At 54.9% G+C, this 18,947-nt stretch carries 18 protein-coding genes and 1 riboswitch; of the genes, 14 read left to right on the top strand and 4 right to left on the bottom strand.

Annotated features, from left to right (window positions below):
* The first annotated feature begins 33 nt into the window (after positions 1-33).
* Positions 34-990, top strand: a complete 957-nt coding sequence (gene dnaI, locus KI367_RS05340; RefSeq protein ID WP_212948188.1) for a primosomal protein DnaI — start codon at positions 34-36, stop codon at positions 988-990.
* 92 nt (positions 991-1,082) lie between these two features.
* Here dnaI and KI367_RS05335 read toward each other — a convergent pair whose 3' ends face one another.
* Positions 1,083-1,241, bottom strand: a complete 159-nt coding sequence (locus KI367_RS05335; protein ID WP_156124594.1) for a YqzM family protein — start codon at positions 1,239-1,241, stop codon at positions 1,083-1,085.
* 310 nt (positions 1,242-1,551) lie between these two features.
* Here KI367_RS05335 and trxA point away from each other — a divergent pair, with 310 nt between their 5' ends.
* Positions 1,552-1,869 (top strand): thioredoxin, encoded by a 318-nt coding sequence (trxA, locus tag KI367_RS05330; protein WP_036710867.1) that lies wholly within the window; start codon positions 1,552-1,554, stop codon positions 1,867-1,869.
* Positions 1,870-2,073: 204 nt separating this feature from the next.
* The gene (uvrC, locus tag KI367_RS05325) at positions 2,074-3,966 is read left to right on the top strand and encodes an excinuclease ABC subunit UvrC (RefSeq protein ID WP_212948181.1); all 1,893 of its coding nucleotides are present in this window, start codon (positions 2,074-2,076) and stop codon (positions 3,964-3,966) included.
* On the opposite strand, the gene KI367_RS05320 is transcribed toward uvrC, so the two are convergent.
* Positions 3,935-5,632 carry a CPBP family intramembrane glutamic endopeptidase gene (locus KI367_RS05320; protein ID WP_212948180.1) on the bottom strand — a complete coding sequence of 566 codons (1,698 nt, stop codon included), beginning with the start codon at positions 5,630-5,632 and terminating at the stop codon, positions 3,935-3,937. The genes uvrC and KI367_RS05320 overlap by 32 nt on opposite strands.
* 260 nt (positions 5,633-5,892) lie before the next feature.
* Positions 5,893-6,032, top strand: a riboswitch (cyclic di-AMP (ydaO/yuaA leader).
* A 65-nt stretch (positions 6,033-6,097) separates the two neighbouring features.
* On the opposite strand from KI367_RS05320, the gene KI367_RS05315 reads away from it, so the two are divergent.
* The 3 genes from KI367_RS05315 to KI367_RS05305 are packed head-to-tail and all read left to right on the top strand — an operon-like array spanning position 6,098 to position 9,432.
* On the top strand, positions 6,098-7,438 hold the full coding sequence (locus KI367_RS05315) for a TrkH family potassium uptake protein (protein ID WP_444544266.1): 1,341 nt from the start codon (positions 6,098-6,100) through the stop codon (positions 7,436-7,438).
* 46 nt (positions 7,439-7,484) lie between these two features.
* The gene (locus tag KI367_RS05310; RefSeq protein WP_036710861.1) at positions 7,485-8,153 is read left to right on the top strand and encodes a potassium channel family protein; all 669 of its coding nucleotides are present in this window, start codon (positions 7,485-7,487) and stop codon (positions 8,151-8,153) included.
* A gap of 16 nt (positions 8,154-8,169) precedes the next feature.
* Entirely contained in the window at positions 8,170-9,432 is a 1,263-nt protein-coding gene (locus tag KI367_RS05305) for a cation:proton antiporter (RefSeq protein WP_212948178.1), read from the top strand.
* 92 nt (positions 9,433-9,524) lie between these two features.
* On the opposite strand, the gene KI367_RS05300 is transcribed toward KI367_RS05305, so the two are convergent.
* A complete protein-coding gene (locus KI367_RS05300; protein WP_212948171.1) occupies positions 9,525-10,436 on the bottom strand; it encodes a LysR family transcriptional regulator in 912 nt (303 codons plus the stop codon).
* Positions 10,437-10,655: 219 nt separating this feature from the next.
* Here KI367_RS05300 and KI367_RS05295 point away from each other — a divergent pair, with 219 nt between their 5' ends.
* The 5 genes from KI367_RS05295 to KI367_RS05280 all read left to right on the top strand — a co-directional run bounded on the left by KI367_RS05295 (position 10,656) and on the right by KI367_RS05280 (position 14,743).
* Positions 10,656-11,324 carry a succinate dehydrogenase cytochrome b558 subunit gene (locus KI367_RS05295; protein ID WP_036710857.1) on the top strand — a complete coding sequence of 223 codons (669 nt, stop codon included), beginning with the start codon at positions 10,656-10,658 and terminating at the stop codon, positions 11,322-11,324.
* 15 nt (positions 11,325-11,339) lie between these two features.
* Positions 11,340-13,085, top strand: coding sequence for a succinate dehydrogenase flavoprotein subunit (sdhA, locus tag KI367_RS05290; protein ID WP_212948170.1), 1,746 nt, complete (start codon positions 11,340-11,342; stop codon positions 13,083-13,085).
* 15 nt (positions 13,086-13,100) lie between these two features.
* Positions 13,101-13,865: a succinate dehydrogenase iron-sulfur subunit gene (gene sdhB / locus KI367_RS05285; RefSeq protein ID WP_212948168.1), complete on the top strand. Its 765-nt coding sequence runs from the start codon at positions 13,101-13,103 to the stop codon at positions 13,863-13,865.
* Between the two features lie 235 nt (positions 13,866-14,100).
* Complete coding sequence (locus KI367_RS27095) at positions 14,101-14,355, top strand: hypothetical protein (protein WP_246536656.1); 255 nt, start codon at positions 14,101-14,103, stop codon at positions 14,353-14,355.
* On the top strand, positions 14,291-14,743 hold the full coding sequence (locus KI367_RS05280) for an ion channel (RefSeq protein WP_246536653.1): 453 nt from the start codon (positions 14,291-14,293) through the stop codon (positions 14,741-14,743). The genes KI367_RS27095 and KI367_RS05280 overlap by 65 nt, the downstream gene beginning before the upstream one ends.
* Before the next feature lie 14 nt (positions 14,744-14,757).
* Here the strand turns inward: KI367_RS05280 and KI367_RS05275 are convergent, their stop codons facing one another.
* Entirely contained in the window at positions 14,758-16,137 is a 1,380-nt protein-coding gene (locus KI367_RS05275; RefSeq protein WP_212948165.1) for an aldehyde dehydrogenase, read from the bottom strand.
* Positions 16,138-16,292: 155 nt separating this feature from the next.
* On the opposite strand from KI367_RS05275, the gene KI367_RS05270 reads away from it, so the two are divergent.
* From KI367_RS05270 to KI367_RS05260, 3 genes are read left to right on the top strand one after another with little or no spacing between them, the layout of a single operon-like run.
* Positions 16,293-17,159, top strand: a complete 867-nt coding sequence (locus tag KI367_RS05270) for a metallophosphoesterase (protein WP_212948163.1) — start codon at positions 16,293-16,295, stop codon at positions 17,157-17,159.
* Positions 17,160-17,190: 31 nt separating this feature from the next.
* Positions 17,191-17,829, top strand: coding sequence for a GNAT family N-acetyltransferase (locus KI367_RS05265; protein ID WP_212948161.1), 639 nt, complete (start codon positions 17,191-17,193; stop codon positions 17,827-17,829).
* Positions 17,807-18,775, top strand: coding sequence for a DMT family transporter (locus tag KI367_RS05260; RefSeq protein ID WP_212948159.1), 969 nt, complete (start codon positions 17,807-17,809; stop codon positions 18,773-18,775). The genes KI367_RS05265 and KI367_RS05260 overlap by 23 nt, the downstream gene beginning before the upstream one ends.
* The last annotated feature ends 172 nt before the right edge of the window (positions 18,776-18,947 follow it).

Here is an 18,947-nt window from a genome sequence, read left to right as displayed (position 1 = left end):
TGCATCACTTGACGGGAAGGAGGAGCATACAAGTTGGAATCATTAGGCCAAGTGTTAAAACAAATGAACGGACCGTCGTTTTTGCAAAGATCGCAGGCGATTTTCGAGGACCTGCTTCGCGATCCGATCGTCAAGGAGCTGCGCGCCGAACATCCGGAGATGGACGAAGACCGACTGCGCGCCAATTTGCCGCGGCTGTACCAATACGTCAACGACCGGCGCAACTGCCAAAACTGTCCGGGGCTCGACAGATGCCCCAACGATTTCGAAGGCCACTACTCCAAGCTGGAGATGGCCGAGCAAAACGGGCGGCGGGAATTGGTCGAGCGCAAAGCCCCGTGCGCGCTGCACATCGCGAGACAAAACGAAGAGAGAATCAGGAAGCGGATCCGCAGCTTTTACGTCGATGAACGGGCGCTTGCGGAAGGGTACAACGAAGTGGAGATCATGGGGAAAGACCGGCTGCGCGCGCCGGCGGTCAGCCATGTTTTCCGCTATATCCGCGAAGTGAAGGAGCAGGGGCTCACGCCGAAAGGACTGTATTTGTTCGGCTCCTTCGGGACGGGAAAAACGTTCCTGATGAGCTATCTGCTCCATGAGCTGGCGATCGCGGGTTACACCGGCGTCATCGTCTACATGCCCGACTTCGTGGAAGACCTGAAATCGATGCTCCAGGACAGCCAAAAGCTGAAAGAAACGGTGGAGGTCATGAAAAACTGCGACCTGCTTATTTTCGACGACATCGGAGCGGAAAATTTGAGCCCGTGGGTACGCGATCATGTACTCGGAGCGATCCTCAATTACAGGATGAACCGCAAGCCGACCTTTTATACGTCCAATTACGATCTGGCGGGCCTGGAAAAGCATCTCAGCTTTACAAGCAAGGACGGAGAGGAATTGTACAAAGGACAGCGGCTGATGGACCGGATTTTGCCTTTTGTCGACGTGGTGCATCTGCATGGGGAAAACCAGCGCCGGGTTCGTTCCTGAACGTGAATCACCAAGAAATTGAAAAAAGCCTGACCTTCTGCCGAAGCGGCGGAAAGGCCAGGCTTTTTGCTATCGCTTCAGCGATGAGCATGTTAGCCGGAGATCACGAACTTGATGATGACCATGATCGCGAAAATCAGAGTCATGAACAAAGCCATGCCCCCGAAGCCGTTCATCAGATCCATCAAGTCATTGCGCGGCTCTTCGTTTACGTGTTCCCGCGGGTCGTTAGCGTGCACGTTTGCATCCATGAATACAATGCCTCCTCAGGATGGTTTCACTTTATGTAAATGAGCGCGGTCATTGACACAGAAACCCGAGTTAACCTTAGTATACCCAAAGTCCAAAGAATTTGTAAAGAATATATGGCGAATACTTTAGGGTACAATAAGCTGGTTCACGCCGGTCAGGACAGCCGAAGCAAGATCTGTAATTAAGGAATTTACATTTCTGAAAAAATTGTGGTATACTAAAACTGTCCGCTAAGACATTTCAGTTGAGGATTTTCACAAATCCTGAAGTTTCGATGAAATTCAGCTTTTTATAAGGAGGAGAAATATTATGGCTATTGTAAACGTAACTGACCAATCCTTTAATGCTGAAATTGAAGGCCAAGGTACAGTATTGGTTGATTTCTGGGCACCATGGTGCGGCCCTTGCAAAATGATCGCTCCGATTCTGGATGAGCTCGCAAACGAAATGGGCGACTCCGTCAAAATCGCGAAGTTGAACGTGGATGAAAATCCGGAAACGGCTTCCCGTTTCGGCGTGATGAGCATCCCGACGCTGATCTTCTTCAAAGACGGCCAGCCGGTTGACAAAGTGGTTGGATTGAATTCCAAGGAAAACCTGAAAAACATCATCTCCAAACACCAGTAATTCAAGCCATATGCATGATCAGCCATAAGATGCGCCTCCGGAACTTCCGGGGGCGCTTTGCTGCGTTCACATAGCCGCCTTTTTTCAGGCATGTCGTACATTCTCCCATAAAAATGCGCTTTGGATTTTGGAGAATTCCCCATATAATAAAAGTTATATTTCCGATTCTTGTTACATGTTATGGAGAGGGGGAGAGCGGAATATATGGACGAAAAAAAGACCGAAACGTTAGCCGAGCTGGAAAAAGCGCAGGAAAACATCCGCAACAAGCTGGCGCTGCTGCCGGATTTGCCCGGATGCTACCTCATGAAAAACGCGGCAGGCACCATTATCTACGTCGGCAAGGCCAAAGTGCTGAAAAACCGGGTCCGATCCTATTTTACCGGCAGCCATAACGGAAAAACCCAGCGGCTTGTAGCGGATATCCGCGATTTCGAATATATCGTCACCGGCAGCAATATCGAGGCGCTCATTTTGGAATGCAACCTGATCAAAATGCACCAGCCCAAATATAACGTGCTGCTGAAGGACGACAAAACGTTTCCTTACATCAAGATCACTTACGAGGCGCATCCCCGCCTGGAAGTCACGCGGCGCGTGCTGAAGGACAAGGCCAAATATTTCGGGCCTTACCCGAACGCGTACGCCGCCCAGCAGACCAAAAAGCTGCTCGACCGGATGTACCCGCTCCGCAAATGCGGCGTCATGCCGAAGGAAGTTTGCCTGTATTACCATATGGGCCAATGCCTCGCGCCTTGCGAAAAAGAAGTCGACCCTGCGGAATACGAACGGATTACCCAGGAAATACAGTCGTTTTTAAGCGGCGGGCATGAGGAGATCAAAAAAGAGCTGCAGCGGAAGATGGAAGAGGCGGCCGAAGAGTTGTATTTCGAACGGGCCAAGGAACTTCGCGACCAAATCATGAACATCGACGCCATCATGCAGAAACAAAAAATCACGACGTCCGACGCAAAAGACCGCGACGTGCTTGGTTTCGCCGTCGACAAAGGCTGGATGTGCGTACAAATTTTGTACATGCGCCAAGGAAAGATGGTTCAGCGCCATGCTTCGGCTTTTCCGTTTTACGGCGAGGCGTACAGCGATTTTATGTCGTTCGTGACCCAATATTACAGCGACAACCCGGCCCTGCCGCAGGAAATACTGCTGCCCGATTCCGGGAAGGATGCCGAAGGCTCGGACAAGGCGGCGGGGGAAACGGAAAACGGCGGCGACGTTTTGGATGCGCACAGCGCGGCTGCCTCCCTCCAGGAATGGCTGGGCGTCAAAGTGCTCGTGCCGCAGCGCGGCCAAAAACGGCAGATGGTCGGCATGGCCGTGGAAAACGCGAAGGTGTCCCTGGACGAAAAATTCCGGCTGATCGAGCGGGACGAGGAAAGAACGCTGAAAGCGGCAGCGAACTTGGGCCAATATATCGGCATCGAACATCTTCACCGTATCGAAGCTTTCGACAACTCGAATATCCAAGGGGCCAATCCCGTGTCCGCCATGGTCGTTTTCATCGACGGGAAGCCGGATAAAAAGGAATACCGCAAATATAAGGTCCGCACCGTGCAAGGACCGGACGATTACGAAACGATGCGCGAGGTCATCCGCCGCCGGTATGAACGCGTGCTGAAGGAAAACCTGGAAATGCCCGATCTCATCGTCGTAGACGGGGGCAAGGGCCAAATTTCGGCAGCGGTCGACGTGCTTGAAAACGAGCTCGGTTTGTTCATCCCCGTATGCGGACTCGTCAAGGACGCCAAACATAGAACGGCGCAGCTTATGGTCGGCGACCCGCCCGAGCCGGTCGACCTGCCGCGCGACAGCCAGGAGTTTTATTTGCTGCAGCGGATTCAGGACGAGGTTCACCGTTTTGCCATTTCGTTCCACCGGGAACAGCGGGGCAAGTCGATGGTCGCGTCCAAGCTCGATTCGATCCCGGGCATCGGCGAGAAGCGGCGCAAGCTGCTGCTGAAGCATTTCGGATCGCTGAAAAAAATAAAAGAGGCCAGCATCGAAGATTTCCGGCCTCTTTCCATCGGAGACAAGCTCGCCAAACAAATTATTGCAGCCCTCCGGGATGAGGAGTCATGACATATGGCTCCTCTTTCTTTTTGTTGCGGTTGTACAGGTAAACGATATAAGCGACGACGGCAGGCATCACGATCGTGACGATTCCCGCGATGATGTCCGGCACGTCGCCCAGCGCGAACAGGCTGAAGCTCATCAGGACGCTGTCGAAGACGACGTGGCTGAACATGGCGGCGATGTAGCCGTGCTTCAGGAAAATGAAGCTGAACAGCAGCCCGATGACCGTCAGTTCGATCGGACGCGTAATGACGGGGTAAATCGGATAAAGCGTGTGTCCGAGCGCCCAAATCAGCGTCGTGATCAGGCATGCGGCAAACGTGCTGCGCAGCAGCTTTTTCAGCATCGGAATGCCGAACAGGCGGTAGACCGCTTCCTCGGAAATGCCCGCCATCCACGCCATAATCGGCAGAAGCCAAGGATATAGCATGTTGTACGGCGATTGCGTGGCATCGGTCGTCGACCAGCTGTGGATCGTTTTGTCGAGCACGATGTAAATGACGGATTGGACGCCCATCAGAATAAACGCCCATAGGTACCCGGTGTACATGCTGTGCAGCACGTAAGGCCCGTAGCCGGGTTCTTTGGCTTTGGCCCAGGCATTGATGCCGGCTTTGCGCCATAATCCGTCCCCGCCCACGAGCGAGAAGTACAAAAGGGCAGCCATCACCAGGTTGAAGAAAGTCTGAAAACCGAGCATGAAGACGAGGCCGAAATTCGAAACCCCCTCGCCTTGGAATACCGGCAGCATGTTGTACGTGCTGAACGTGGCGACCGCAAAATAAAACACGCTCAGGAAAATGCCCCTCTTGAACGACGTATGGGCCCGGGTCAACGCGCTGTATACGATGGCCAGCACGCCCAGGACGAACGTCAGCAGCCCGTAGCCCAAGATGGTCAGCCATTTGGCTTTGGACGTTTCCTTTTCGACGTAGGCCGCATGCGCCTCCGGCACGCTAAAGGTCTGTTCGAAGGAATGAACGTTCCCTTCCTCGAACGTCAATTTGACTTGAAGGCTTGAACGGCCGATCGCCCGGTTCGGGTCGGTGTATACGAGCCCCGCCTCGTTCTCCTTGGTCGACAGCTCCAGCTTGCCCGGGTCGTAACCCATTTGCTGCAGCCAAGGTGCGGCAAGCTCTTCTTTTTTCTCCAGCGACAGGCCGCCTTCCACGATTTTCAGCTTGGTTTCGCGTTTGGATTTATTCGGGTCCGCCATGGCCGCGGCATAATTCGAATAACGGGGCGTAACGGAAAAAGCGACGACCTTGCCCGAATTCATATGTACGTCGATATTGGCGTAACCTTCGTTTTGGCGTACGGCCAAACGGACGCGGAACACGTCGTAGGGATAACTTTTTTCAAACGTTTTGTTGTATTCGTTCAGCAGTTTTTCCCGCGACAAATAGCCGTATAAATCAGAGTTGGACTGGTACGTGATGACCGCGTCCTTGCTCGGGTCCGCCTCCAAATGCAGCGTGTTTTGCATGAAGGCCTCCGCGGCGCGTTGGGCCTCCGCCTTGCTGATGACCTTCGTGTTTTGCTGCTCCAGCGTTTCCGAGGCGGTGGAAGGGAGAATCTGGAACAAGACGAATAAAACGAGTCCGATGACCGCAAAAATGCCCAGCCATTTGTAATTGGCTTTGAGCCGCAGCGGTTGTCCGACGGAATTCATGAAATGCCCCCTTTGTTTGGATTCTAAAGATATATACCTAGTATAAACGTAAACATAGCATACGATGTCCCTCGAAAGCCAGTTTTCTCCCCCATTGGCCGTGAAAAAATGATGAAAATCGTGGAAAGTGATTGTAAACGCGAGAGAAAGGCAGACTTTTATGAGATTTGCGATGCAATCGGGCCGTATTCCCACGTATTCATTCGAATAATGGCTTTGTGATGTAAAACGAATAGGATTATAATCTTTGAAGCAAATGAATAATCCGTACGCCGAATTTCGATATGAAAACGGGGGAACCATTATTTTGGGGTGAATTTCGCTTTATCCATAGCGAATAGGGCAACCTGTGCATGCCCGAATCCGTCAGCTAACCTCGTAGGCGTTATGCAGCAGGAACCAAACCGAAAGGCATTGGATTTCCGATGCTTTTTTTCTTTTGACTTTTTTAAAGAGGTGACTATGTTGACAGCAAAAATCAGGTGGTTTCGATTGGCTCCCCCGCAAATTCTTGTATTGGGGTTCGCCGGCATTATATTGATCGGAGCCATACTTCTCACCTTGCCGATTTCGAACACGACGGGCAAGCCGCTCCGGTTCATCGATGCTTTGTTTACGGCGACTTCGGCGACTTGCGTTACCGGTTTGGTTGTTAAGGATACGGGAACGTTTTTCAGCACCTTCGGACAAGTCGTTATTATGCTGCTGATTCAGGTCGGGGGGCTCGGCTTCATGACGATGGCCACCTTGTTTTCCCTCGTGCTGAAGCGGAAGATTTCGCTGCGCGACCGCCTGATCCTTCAGGAAGCGATGAACCAGAACACGATGGAGGGCATCGTGCGGCTGATCCGGAAGGTGCTTATCTTTTCGCTCGTGATCGAAGGCTGCGGAGCGGTTTTGTTCGCCATCCGCTGGTCCTTTGACATGCCGGTCGGCCGGGCGGTATACTTCGGGATATTTCACGGGGTATCGATGTTCAACAACGCGGGCTTCGACCTTTTCGGCCATTTCAACAGCCTGACGGGGTATGTGTACGATCCGCTCGTGAATATCGTCGTCATGTTTTTGATCGTTTCGGGCGGGATCGGATTTATCGTCATGTCGGACCTGGTGGATTACCGGCACAAACGGAAGCTTTCGCTGCATACGAAAATCGTGCTGTCCATGACCGGGGCGCTGATTCTGGTCGGGGCGATCGTCATCTTCGTTTTCGAATTCACGAACCCGAAAACGCTCGGTTCCTTGAATTGGGGCGGCAAAATTCTTGCGTCGTTTTTCCAATCGGTTTCGCCGCGGACCGCGGGGGCCAACACGCTGGATCTCGCAAGCATGCGGCAAGCGTCCCAATTTTTCATGGTCATCCTGATGTTTATCGGCGCATCGCCGGGATCCACCGGAGGCGGGATCAAAACGACCACCTTCACCATTCTGGTCGGCGCGGTCATCGCCATGATCCGCGGACGCGACGATATCGTGCTTTACCGCTACCGCCTGGCGCAGGACCGCATCTTTAAGGCGCTGACGATCACCTTCCTCGCGTTGTTTCTGGTGGTCGGGGTGTCGATGGTGCTTTCGACGACGGAGGACAGCAACTTTTTGACCATTTTGTATGAAACGACTTCGGCTTTCGGGACGGTCGGGCTTTCGCTTGGACTTACGCAGCATTTGACGCTGGTCGGGAAAATATTGATCTGTCTCACGATGTTTGCGGGACGGCTTGGGCCGCTGACTTTGGCTTACGCACTCGGCCCGAAAAAAGGCAAAGAGCTGTACCGGCATCCGGAAGGCAAAATCATTATCGGCTAGTTTCAAAGAAAACAGAAATTGATTAAATAAGGAGTATCAGGAGAGAATGAAAACACAGCAGTTTGTCGTCATCGGTCTGGGACGTTTCGGCTCCAGCCTTGCACTCGAGCTCGTCGATTTGGGATACGAGGTGCTCGGGGTCGATAAAAACGAGGAAGTCGTCAGCGACATGAGCGAATATTTGACGCATGCCGTCGTGGCCGACGCCACGGACGAGGAAGTCCTCAAATCGCTCGGGATCCGCAATTTCGACTGCGGCATCGTCGCGATCGGCGACGATATCCAGATGAGCATCCTGGCCGCGATTTTGCTGAAGGATTTGGGCGTGCGCACGGTCGTGGCCAAGGCGATTTCGGTGCTTCACGGGCGCGCGCTGGAGAAGCTGGGCGTCGACCGGGTCATTTTTCCGGAAAAGGACATGGGGATCCGGGTTGCCCACCAGCTCGTGACGCCGAACCTGCTCGACTACATCGAGCTGTCCAAGGAATACAGCATCGTCGAAATGAAGGTGCCTGAAAAACTGGACTGCAAAACGTTAAACGAAATCAACACCCGCGCCAAATTCGGCTGCAGCATCGTGGCGATCCACCGCCAGGGAAAAGTGATCGTCGCTCCGACGGCAATGGATCAGCTCCGCGCCGGCGACATTATGGTGATCATCGGCGCGAACGACAACATCGACCGGTTCGAAAGCGAAGCCGTCAATGCAGACTAGATGGGAGTAAGTTAACGTGGAAACCCAGACGACCGAAATCATTCATCATATTTTAATCCTGCTGCTCTTTATCATTACCGTCGGGATGTTGGCCGGAAGGCTGGCATCCTGGCTTCGTTTGCCGGACGTAGCCGTGTTTATCATCGCCGGCATGGTGCTGGGGAGAGGTCTGCACCTGATCCATGCGGAAAGCAGCTCGCTGATCAATCAGTTTATTTTGACCGCCGGCTCGGCTTTGATCCTGTTCGATGGCGGCCGGAACCTGAGCTTTGGCGGGCTGCGGAAGGTTTGGATCACCCTGTCGCTGCTGAGCGTCCCCGGCGTCATTATTACGACAGGCATCGTGGGCGCCGCGGTGCATTTTTTGTTTGGGCTCGATTGGATCGTTTCGTTTCTCGCGGCCGCCGTCATTGCCTCGACCGATCCGGCTTCGATCATTCCCGTCTTTAAACAGGTGAAAATCAAGGAGCGGGTCAGGGAAACGGTCGAAAGCGAATCGGCGTTTAACGACGCGACCGGTTCCATACTGACGTTTTCGCTGCTCGCGGCGGTTACGGGAGGAAAGGCGCTGCAAGCGGGGGACATGGCTTGGGATTTCGTCAAAACGGCTGTCGGCGGGATTGCCGTCGGAGCGGTCGTTTCGATCATTCTCACCTATTTGGTCGCCCATTTCCGCCTCGGCGTGTTAAAGGATTATACGACGATCGCGATGATCGTCGTTGCACTTTCTTCCTATTTAATAGGGGACATGCTGCACGTCAGCGGATTTATGGCGACGTTTGTCGCCGGGCTGGTCTGGGGGAATGCGGACACGATGGGATTGTCGATGGACGACAAACTGGAGGAAACCGGGTCCTTTGCCGACAATACGAGCATCATGATGCGGATGCTGATTTTCATTTTGCTCGGCAGCCAGGTGGATTTTCAGGCGCTCGGCGACTATTTTTGGCCAAGCTTTGCGGCGGTCCTGGTGCTCATGTTCGTGGCCCGTCCGCTTGCCGTCCTGCTCTGCGCGCTGCCTGACCGGAAGGTCAAATGGACTTGGCGCGAGCTTCTGTTCATGATGTGGGTACGCGAGACGGGGGTCATTCCCGCGGCTTTGTCCGGCATGATCGCGGGCATGGGCGTGGCGCATGCCGGGGCGATTTCGGCGATGACGTTCATGGCGATCATGCTCACGATTTTGCTTCAGGCAAGCACGACCGGCCTTGTCGCCCGCAAATTGGGGCTGGAAATCACACCTGACGGCCAACCCGCATCCGCCGGGGCAAAAGCATAGAACGAGAGGTTCGCCGCTCAAAAAAGCTGCTTCCGGCCGTAACGATACGACGGCGGAGAGCAGCTTTTTGGCGTGCAACAGAGGTTTGTTTTTCATGAATGATGCTGCCGGGCAAGTTGGCCGAAGATCGATTTCGTTTCTTCTACCCAGCGTTTGGCGCCGGCGCTGAGCCCGCCGTTGTCCGGATAAATGAGCGAGGTCGTGCGCCGCGTTTCCTTCAAATCCGGGACATGGATCGTGGCGAGATCGTTATCCTCGAGCAGCTGGCTCCGCAAATACGATTTCGGCAGCAGCGCGGCGGCCTTGCAGGCCGGAAGCAGCCGGACGATCGCTTCGAACGAGTCCATCTCCATCCGGATGTCCGGCACGACGCCGGCGCGATGAAAAAGATCGTTGGTCAGTTTACGGTACCAGGTTCCGGTTGAGAATATGATCATAGGAAGACCGTGAAGCATGTCCATGCTTACGTCATCCTTTTCGAGCAGCGGATGGCTTTTCGGAAGCACCAGCTCCAGATGGTCGTCGAACAATGCGGTGCAGCGCAGCCCGGGTTCCTCGATGGAAGAGGCGACGATGCCCGCGTCAAGCTTTTTGTCGCGCACGGCGGAGACGATTTCATGCGTTTTTCCCGTGATCAGCTTCAGCTCGGCCGTCGGGTGTTTTTCCATGAACGCGGTCACGAGCGGCGGCAGGGTCGTCTGCAGGGTGGTGAGGCTGGCGCCGAGCGTAACGGAAATTTGGTCGTCGCCTTTGTATTTGGAGATCATTTGCATGAATTTGAGCTTTTGCTGCCGCTGCTCCAATGCGAAGTTGTAGGCGGTTTGCCCGAAAGCGGTAAGCTCCAGCCTTTTGCCGCGCCGATTGAACAGGCTGACGCCCAGCTCGTCCTCCAGCTTTGAAATTTTGCGGGACAGGGCCGGCTGCGACAAATTCAATATCCGGGATGCTTTGTTCAGGCTGGACTGTTCGACAATCGTCGCAAAGACGTCCAAATCCTCGAACATCAGATTCACCTTCCTTACCATGGAATCGGGGTCAACGTTTATTACATATGCATCTAAATTATAATGATTAATAATTATATTGCAATTCCATTATAAGAAAAAAAAGAGTAACATGAAAAGTGCCACAAGTTGTTCACACTTTCGTGTGCGAACTTCCGTGAAATGTCGGAAAATGAAAAATTGAAAACGTTATAATGTGAGAAAGGGGCACGTCAATCTATGAATGGTTATTATTCCAGAAAGCTGCATTCGCTTCTTGGAGTCATTCCGCTCGGCTTGTTTTTCATCGAGCATGCGCTGACGAACTTCGGCGCATTCGAAGGAGGGCTCGCGCGTTTTAACGCCGGCGTCAAGCTGATCAATGATCTTCCGCTTCTCTGGTTGCTCGAGTGGGGGCTGATCTACCTGCCGCTGATTTACCACGGCGTGTTCGGTTTGTATATCGCCTACCAAGCCAAGCCGAATAACGGGCGCTTTCAGTATTCGCGCAACTGGCGTTACCTGTTCCAGCGGATAACAGGTGTCATCACGTTCGTGTACATCATCTGGCACGTATACGAAACGCGCATCCAGTTGGCCCTCGGCAACATTACCCATGAACAGCTGGGAAGCACGATGCACGACATCTTCGTCCAACCGGGACTGTTCATCCTGTACCTGATCGGCGTCGTATCGGCTTCGTTCCACTTCGCCAACGGCCTCTGGTCTTTCTTCGTCAGCTGGGGCATCACGGTCGGGCCTCGCGCGCAGCGCGTATCGTCTTACATCTGCATGACGTTGTTCGTCCTTGTAAGCGTGATGCTCGTGTTGTCCATGATCGCGTTCCGCGGCGCGGAATTCCAGGAAGCAACCGCTTGGCTTGATACCGTAAAGTCAGTTCTTAGTTAAGGAGAGTGAGCAAAAATGGCATCAAACAACATCATTATCGTGGGCGGCGGTCTGGCCGGCTTGATGGCTACCATCAAAGCGGCGGAAGCGGGCGTCCATGTTCACCTGTTTTCGCTTGTCCCTGTTAAAAGATCGCACTCCGTATGCGCGCAGGGCGGCATCAACGGAGCCGTCAACACGAAAGGCGAAGGCGACTCGCCATGGATCCATTTTGACGACACCGTCTACGGCGGGGACTTCCTTGCCAACCAGCCTCCGGTAAAAGCGATGTGCGAAGCGGCTCCGGGCATCATTCACCTCATGGACCGGATGGGCGTCATGTTCAACCGGACGCCTGAAGGTTTGCTCGATTTTCGCCGTTTCGGCGGAACGAAACACCACCGTACGGCCTATGCCGGCGCAACGACGGGCCAGCAGCTGCTGTACGCGCTGGATGAGCAGGTTCGCCGCCACGAGACGGCCGGACTGGTCACGAAGCATGAAAACTGGGAATTCCTTCAGGCCGTCATCGATGACGAAGGCGTTTGCCGCGGCATCGTCGCGCAGGACCTGCGCTCGATGGAAATCCATACGTTCGCAGCCGATGCGGTGATCCTCGCCAGCGGCGGTCCCGGCATCATTTTCGGCAAAACGACCAACTCGGTCATCAACACGGGGACGGCGGCAAGCGCCGTTTACCAGCAGGGCGTATATTACGCCAACGGCGAATTCATCCAAATTCACCCGACGGCCATTCCGGGGGATGACAAGCTGCGCCTGATGTCCGAATCCGCGCGCGGCGAAGGCGGCCGGATCTGGACTTACAAGGACGGCAAACCTTGGTACTTCCTGGAGGAAAAATATCCGGCGTACGGCAACCTCGTTCCGCGGGATATCGCGACCCGGGAAATTTTCGACGTGTGCGTCAACCAAGGCCTCGGGGTCAACGGCGAAAACACCGTCTATCTCGATCTGTCGCATAAAGATCCGAAGGAATTGGACGTCAAGCTCGGCGGCATCATTGAAATCTATGAAAAATTCGTCGGCGACGATCCTCGCAAAATCCCGATGAAAATTTTCCCTGCCGTTCACTATTCCATGGGCGGCATGTGGGTCGACTACAACCAAATGACCAACATTCCGGGCCTGTTTGCGGCCGGGGAATGCGAATACCAATACCACGGCGCCAACCGCCTCGGAGCGAATTCGCTCGTATCCGCGATTTTCGGCGGCATGGTGGCAGGACCAAAAGCGGTCGAATATATCAAAGGCTTGAAAAAGTCCGCGGCGGACGTATCCTCGACCGTCTTCGACCAGTACAAAAAGAAGCAGGAAGACAAATACGAAAACATCCTCAAGATGGACGGAAACGAAAACGCCTATGTGCTGCATAAAGAACTGGGCGAATGGATGACCGCCAACATGACGGTGGTTCGCTACAACGACAAGCTGGAAAAAACGATCGGCAAAATCAAGGAATTGAAAGAACGCTACAAAAACATCAACATCAACGATAAATCGCGCTGGAACAATCCGGGGGCATCCTTTACCCGCCAGCTGTGGAACATGCTTGAGCTGGCCGAAGCGATGACGCTGGGAGCGCTGCTGCGCAACGAAAGCCGCGGCGCGCACTACAAGCCGGAATTCCCGGACCGCAACGACGAGGAGTTCCTGAAAACGACCAAGGCGGCCTGGACGCCGGACGGTCCGGAAATTTCCTATGAGGCGGTCGACGTGTCGCTCATCCCGCCGCGGATTCGCGACTATTCCAAAGACAAGTAAGAAGGGGGATTTGACATGGCGGAACAAACTGCTTCTACCAAAAAAGTGAAGTTTATCATTACCCGTCAGGACAGCCCGGAATCGGCGCCGTACGCCGAGGAATTCGAGCTTCCTTATCGCCCGGGGATGAACGTAATCAGCGCGCTGATGGAAATTCAGCGCAATCCTCAGAATGCCAAAGGCGAAAAAGTCGCCCCGGTATGCTGGGAATCCAACTGCCTCGAAGAGGTTTGCGGCGCCTGCTCCATGGTGATCAACGGCAAGCCGCGCCAGGCGTGCGCGGCGCTGGTCGATAAGCTGGAGCAGCCGATCCGCGTGCAGCCGATGCGGACCTTCCCGGTCGTTCGCGACCTGGTCATCGACCGCAGCCGGATGTTCAACGCTTTGAAACGCGTCAAAGCGTGGATTCCGATCGACGGCACGTACGATCTGGGTCCCGGACCGCGCATGGCCGAGAAAAAACGCCAATGGGCATACGAGCTGTCCAAGTGCATGACCTGCGGCGTTTGCCTCGAAGCCTGCCCGAACGTCAACGACAAATCCGACTTCATCGGGCCGGCGGCCATTTCCCAGGTTCGCTTGTTCAACGCCCATCCGACGGGCGAAATGAACGCGGACGAACGGCTGGACGCCCTGATGGACGACGGCGGCATCGAAGGCTGCGGCAACTCGCAGAACTGCGTGCGTTCCTGTCCGAAAGGCATTCCGCTCACGACGTCCATCGCGGAAATCAACAAACAGACGACCAAGCATTTGTTCAAAAAATGGCTTAGCGTATAACGTTCAGCCCAAGCCGTAAGGCCCCTCCCATCGCTGCAGTGAACTGCAGGGCGGAGGGGCTTTTTGCTGCGGAATCGCCCAAGGATCAGCCGCCACGGATGAAACATGTGACGAGATGCCCGCCCGGGGGTAATGCAAATTAAAGAAATTTTTATAAATCCAAGGCTTACGGTACCGGGGCCGCAAGGACAAAAAGGCAACCGGGACTCCGTAACGGGCGGGAGCGTGTTCGATCATGACGTGGTGGATGTGGCTTTTGAATATCGCGGGCTTATTGGCGTTGATGGCCGTTTTTTACCGGCTGGAGAAAAAATGGACGAGCAAGGCGGTGCTGCTGGCGCCCGTCATCATTTACGTGCTGGTGTCGCTGGAGGATTTGTTCGGCCTGATCGACCTGATGAGGATCGTGCCGGGACGCGGGGGGCATGCGGGCGCTAATCCTGCTGTTTTGCCTTGCCTCCGTCATTTTTTACATATTGTACATTTTTAACGGCATTGCCGAGTCCGCGCTGAAAAAAAGGAAGTTTTACATGAAGACGCTGCTGATTCGGATCAGCGCGGCCGCACTCATGTGCGTGTGCTTTTTTACGATCATTTATACGTCGATTTACAAGCTGTTCGGACAAAACGCGTTTGACGGGGAAAACATCGGCAGCGATCTTGTCAGCCAGCTGGTTTCTTTCCTCTATTTCAGCGTGGCGACCTTTGCGACCGTCGGATATGGCGACATATCGCCCGTGGACAGCACGTCCCGGCTGGCGGTCATCATGGAAATATGCTTCAGCTTCATTACCGTGGCGTACGCTTTGTCGATGCTGACCGAATTCCGGCGGATTTTTAGCCCGGGACCCGACGACAAGCTGCCGGAGGAGCTGTAGCGAGGGGCCAGGCTTTACGGCTTCATCAGCTTGCGCAACAGTTTGAGCCCGTTTTTGGAGGACGGGTAACGGAATGCGATATCAAAACGGGTCGTCTGCTTCAGGACGCTTTTGTAATGCGTGAAGGTGTCGAAGCTCCCTTTCCCGTGATAGGCCCCCATGCCGCTTTCGCCGACGCCGCCGAACGGCAGGTAGGGGGTGGCGATATGCATCAGCGTGTCGTTGACGCAGCCGCCGCCGTAGGAGACGCTGCCGACAACCGCCTTCTCGGTCCCGGCATCCCGGGTGAACAGATACAAAGCAAGCGGCTTGGGACGGGCGTTAATCATGTCCACGGTTTCCTGGATGTCGTCGTATTCCAGTATCGGCAAAATCGGGCCGAAGATTTCCTCCTGCATGACGGGCATATCCCATGTCGCTTGATCCAGAAGCGTCGGCTCGATGCGGAGCCGGTCCGGATCCGTCCGGCCGCCTGCGGCGATGCTGCCGTTCCCCAGGAAGGATACAAGCCTTTTGAAATGTTTTTCGGAAACGATGCGGCCATACGACGGGTTAAATAACGGATCGGGTCCGTAAAGCTCCCGGATGGCTTCCCGCAGGTGCGGGATCAGCTTGTTTTTGATGCTGCGGTGCGCCAGCACATAGTCCGGGGCGATGCAGGTCTGGCCGGCGTTCGTGAATTTGCCGAAAGCGATGCGACGGGCCGCAAGCTTAAGCTCGGCATCTTCGTGGACGATGCAGGGGCTTTTGCCGCCGAGCTCGAGCGTCAGCGGAATAAGCCCTTCGGCGGCTGCCTGCATGACGATTTTGCCGACGTTGACGCTGCCGGTAAAAAAGATGTAGTCCACGGGCTGGGCCAGCAGCTCCTGGCTCACATCCGGCCCGCCTTGCACCACGGCCACGTATTCCTCGCCGTAGATGCCGCCGAGCATGTCGGCCAACAGCGCCGACGTGGCTGGGGTGAGCTCCGAAGGCTTCAGCAGCGCGGTGTTTCCGGCCGCCAATGCCCCGATAAGCGGGGATACGGCGAGCTGGAACGGGTAATTCCACGGGGCTATAATCAGCGCGGTACCGTAAGGTTCGGGGATGATCCGGCCTCGGCTTCCGATATGCGTCAATGCGGTTCGGACCCTTTTGGGCGCCATCCAGCGGCGCAGATGTTTGAGCGTAAAGGCCAATTCTTCGTACACGATGCCGATCTCCGTGGAAAAGGCTTCGAACTCGCTTTTGTTCAAATCGTTGTTCAGGGCTTCGATGATCCTTTTCTCGTTTGCGGTCAGCGCGTCCCGCAGCTTTTTGAGCTGCTCCAAACGATAAGCCAAGGGGCGCGTTATGCCGCTTTTGTAAAAATGTTTTTGTTTCTGAATGAGGCTTGACATGGTATCGTTAGACATAGGGAATCATCCCTTTCCTTTGATCTATTTGGATTGATGGAGAACGGATAAGTTTTTTGGCAAATGCCGTTCTTTCTGGAAACGGTCTCAGGGTTCGAATCATCAACGTAAAAAGACGCTTTTCTTATCATTATTATACAGGGAGCGGCCAGACGATGAAAAACAGTCCAAAGTCCGGCAGGATGACGCGCAGGGCATTTTTGAAGCGCTCGGGGGCGGCTATGTTGGGCGCCGGCATGCTGGCCGGGGGATACGCCTCGTTTTGGGAGCCCGTGCAGCTGGACATCGTCCGCCCGTCCTTCCGCTGCCCCAGGCTTCCGGCCGCATTTGACGGGATTCGGATTGCGCATTTCAGCGACCTCCATCTGGGTTTCTACTCCAGGAAAAGCGTGATTGCCAGGCTGGCCGAAGCGATCGGAAGAGAAACGCCCGATCTGGTCCTTTTTACCGGGGATGCGGTAGATTCGGAGGCGGACGCTTTGCGCGAGTATCTTCCGCTGCTGGCTTCCATGAACGGGACGCTCGGCAAGTTTGCGATCCTCGGCAACCATGATTACATGACCCGCCCGGATTTGGTCGCCGACATGCTGAAGGTCGCAGGCTTTCAAGTCTTGAGAAACGGAAGCGCCCTTGTGGAGCGGCGAGGAGAGGCGATCGCCATCGTGGGCCTGGATGACGGGTTAAAGGGTTTCCCGGACCCCGCAAAGGGGCTTGGCGGCGTTCCCGACGGCCTGTTTACGCTGCTGATGATGCATGAGCCGGATTACGCGGACACGGCGGCCGCGTACCCGTTCGACATGCAAATATCCGGACACAGCCATGGAGGACAGGTCCGGGTTCCGCTCATCGGAGCGATGCTCACGCCGCCGGGAGCAAGACGTTACGTGATGGGAGCCTACGCGGTCGGGGAGCGGGCAATGCCGCTTTACGTCAACCGCGGCATCGGCGAAACCCATTTGCCGATACGATTCCTGTGCACGCCGGAGCTGACCATGATGACGCTGAGGTCGGGAAACGCCTGAATCATGTAGCGATGCAAAGGAGAGGAAGCGGATGTTCGCGGAAAAGTTTCGGTTTTCGCCCGAATTGACGGGGGAGCGCCTGGCGCTCCGGCAGGTCGAGAAAAAGGATGCCCCCGCTTTGCTTGGCATCCTCTCCGATCCGCAGGTCATGAAATACGTCACGCAAGGATCGCTGTTCAGCTTCGGGCGGTCGCGCCGCGTGGCCGCGGAGCTATTGAACGACAGCCGTCCGGATTCGATGCATTACGGCATTTGGATTCCGGGGACGAACGTTCCCGTCGGGGTCGTGTCGCTGCAAAACTGGAGGCAGGAGCAAAAGGACGCCATGATCGGCTACATGCTCGACCGGAAGTTTTGGCAGCAGGGATTGGCGACCGAAGCGGTAGGCGTGCTGCTGCAGTATGTTTTTGCCGGGCTGCTGCTGCATCGGGTAGAAGGGCGGTGCCATGCGGTCAACACCGCTTCGGAACGCGTCATGCAAAAAAACGGGATGGTGCTGGAGCGTACGTTCTCCCATAAAAGGATGTTTTTTGCGGCACCGCTCGAGATGAAAATTTACAGCCTTACGAACCTGCAATACCAGGCCCTTCAGGACAAGGGCATGACAAGCGACGGTAAGGATTTGAAGGGAGATTCAGCACAGCAAAGTGAAGGCAGAAACATGGTTTAAACATCCGGCAGGCATTTTGATCAGCTCCGCGGGGGCAACCCTGTTGTGGGGCAGCGCGCTGCCGGTCATCAAGATCAGCTATGGGCATTTTCATATCGATTCCAAGGACGTGTTCGGGGAATGGGTGTTTGCAGGCTACCGGTTTGCGCTGGCGGGGTTGATTTTGATCCTTCTGGCCATGCTGACGGGACAGACCCGAAGTCCGGGGCGCAAGCCGCTTTCCATGCCCCGCCTCGCACGGCTCGGTTTCATCCAGACCTTTTTGCAGTACCTCGTGTTGTACGCGGGACTCAGCTACAGTTCCGGCATCGAAGGCTCTATTTTGGTGGGCTCCACCTCGCTGTTTCAAATTTTGTCGGCACGGCTTCTGGACAAGTCGGAAGGGTTGAACCCGGCGAAATGGATGGGGCTGCTGCTCGGATTTCTCGGCATTCTGGTCATGGGGTTTGCGCAGCAGGGCGTGCAGTTCCATTTCGGCATCGGCGCCGTCCTGCTCTTGGCATCGGCCGCTTTCGGCGGATTCGGCAACGTGCTTTTCCGCAAGGAAAGCGTGAGCGAATCCGTCATGGCGCTGACGGGAAAGCAGATGCTCGCCGGCGGCCTGGGGCTTCTCGCAATAGGGGCCGTCCGAAGCGGCATCGCGCCGTTTTCTTTTGACGCCAAAGGGTGGCTGCTCCTGATCTACCTGTCCGTGCTTTCCGCCGCAGGATTTGCGCTGTGGAACACGGTCATGAAATATAACGCGGTCGGCAAAGTATCCTTATACCTGTTCCTGATTCCGGTTTTCGGCGTCCTGCTGTCGGCAGTGCTGCTGGATGAACGCGTGTCGGCCTGGATCGGGCTGTCGCTTGGCCTGGTCGTTGCCGGCATCGTGATCGTGAACCGTTCCGGTCAAGCAGGGAATCAGAAGCGGATCGTTAAAAAAGGGGTCGAAAGAAGCCTGTAACGGAAGCTTGCAACGGGGGAATGGTTTTGTAACATAAATGAAATATTGCTGTTATGCGTCTCTAACAGAGACGGGGTACACTTATTGCATGACCCCCTTTTTGAAAATATAAATGATGTTTTGAGGACCCGCTCGTGACGGGTCCATTTTTTTTGCGTTAGAAAGCAGCAGA

This window comes from Paenibacillus cookii (assembly GCF_018333375.1).
GTDB classification, from domain to species: Bacteria; Bacillota; Bacilli; order Paenibacillales; family Paenibacillaceae; genus Paenibacillus_AQ; species Paenibacillus_AQ cookii.
This window is presented reverse-complemented; position numbering and strand designations above follow the sequence as displayed.

Coding starts and splice junctions, on each gene's coding strand:
- KI367_RS05275 (WP_212948165.1), bottom strand. CDS start 16,137: ATGTCTAACGATACCATGTCAAGCCTCATTCAGAAACAAAAACATTTT.
- KI367_RS27095 (WP_246536656.1), top strand. CDS start 14,101: ATGACGTGGTGGATGTGGCTTTTGAATATCGCGGGCTTATTGGCGTTG.
- KI367_RS05320 (WP_212948180.1), bottom strand. CDS start 5,632: ATGAATTCCGTCGGACAACCGCTGCGGCTCAAAGCCAATTACAAATGG.
- KI367_RS05300 (WP_212948171.1), bottom strand. CDS start 10,436: ATGTTCGAGGATTTGGACGTCTTTGCGACGATTGTCGAACAGTCCAGC.
- KI367_RS05295 (WP_036710857.1), top strand. CDS start 10,656: ATGAATGGTTATTATTCCAGAAAGCTGCATTCGCTTCTTGGAGTCATT.
- KI367_RS05270 (WP_212948163.1), top strand. CDS start 16,293: ATGAAAAACAGTCCAAAGTCCGGCAGGATGACGCGCAGGGCATTTTTG.
- trxA (WP_036710867.1), top strand. CDS start 1,552: ATGGCTATTGTAAACGTAACTGACCAATCCTTTAATGCTGAAATTGAA.
- KI367_RS05335 (WP_156124594.1), bottom strand. CDS start 1,241: ATGGATGCAAACGTGCACGCTAACGACCCGCGGGAACACGTAAACGAA.
- KI367_RS05280 (WP_246536653.1), top strand. CDS start 14,291: ATGCGGGCGCTAATCCTGCTGTTTTGCCTTGCCTCCGTCATTTTTTAC.
- uvrC (WP_212948181.1), top strand. CDS start 2,074: ATGGACGAAAAAAAGACCGAAACGTTAGCCGAGCTGGAAAAAGCGCAG.
- sdhA (WP_212948170.1), top strand. CDS start 11,340: ATGGCATCAAACAACATCATTATCGTGGGCGGCGGTCTGGCCGGCTTG.
- KI367_RS05310 (WP_036710861.1), top strand. CDS start 7,485: ATGAAAACACAGCAGTTTGTCGTCATCGGTCTGGGACGTTTCGGCTCC.
- KI367_RS05265 (WP_212948161.1), top strand. CDS start 17,191: ATGTTCGCGGAAAAGTTTCGGTTTTCGCCCGAATTGACGGGGGAGCGC.
- sdhB (WP_212948168.1), top strand. CDS start 13,101: ATGGCGGAACAAACTGCTTCTACCAAAAAAGTGAAGTTTATCATTACC.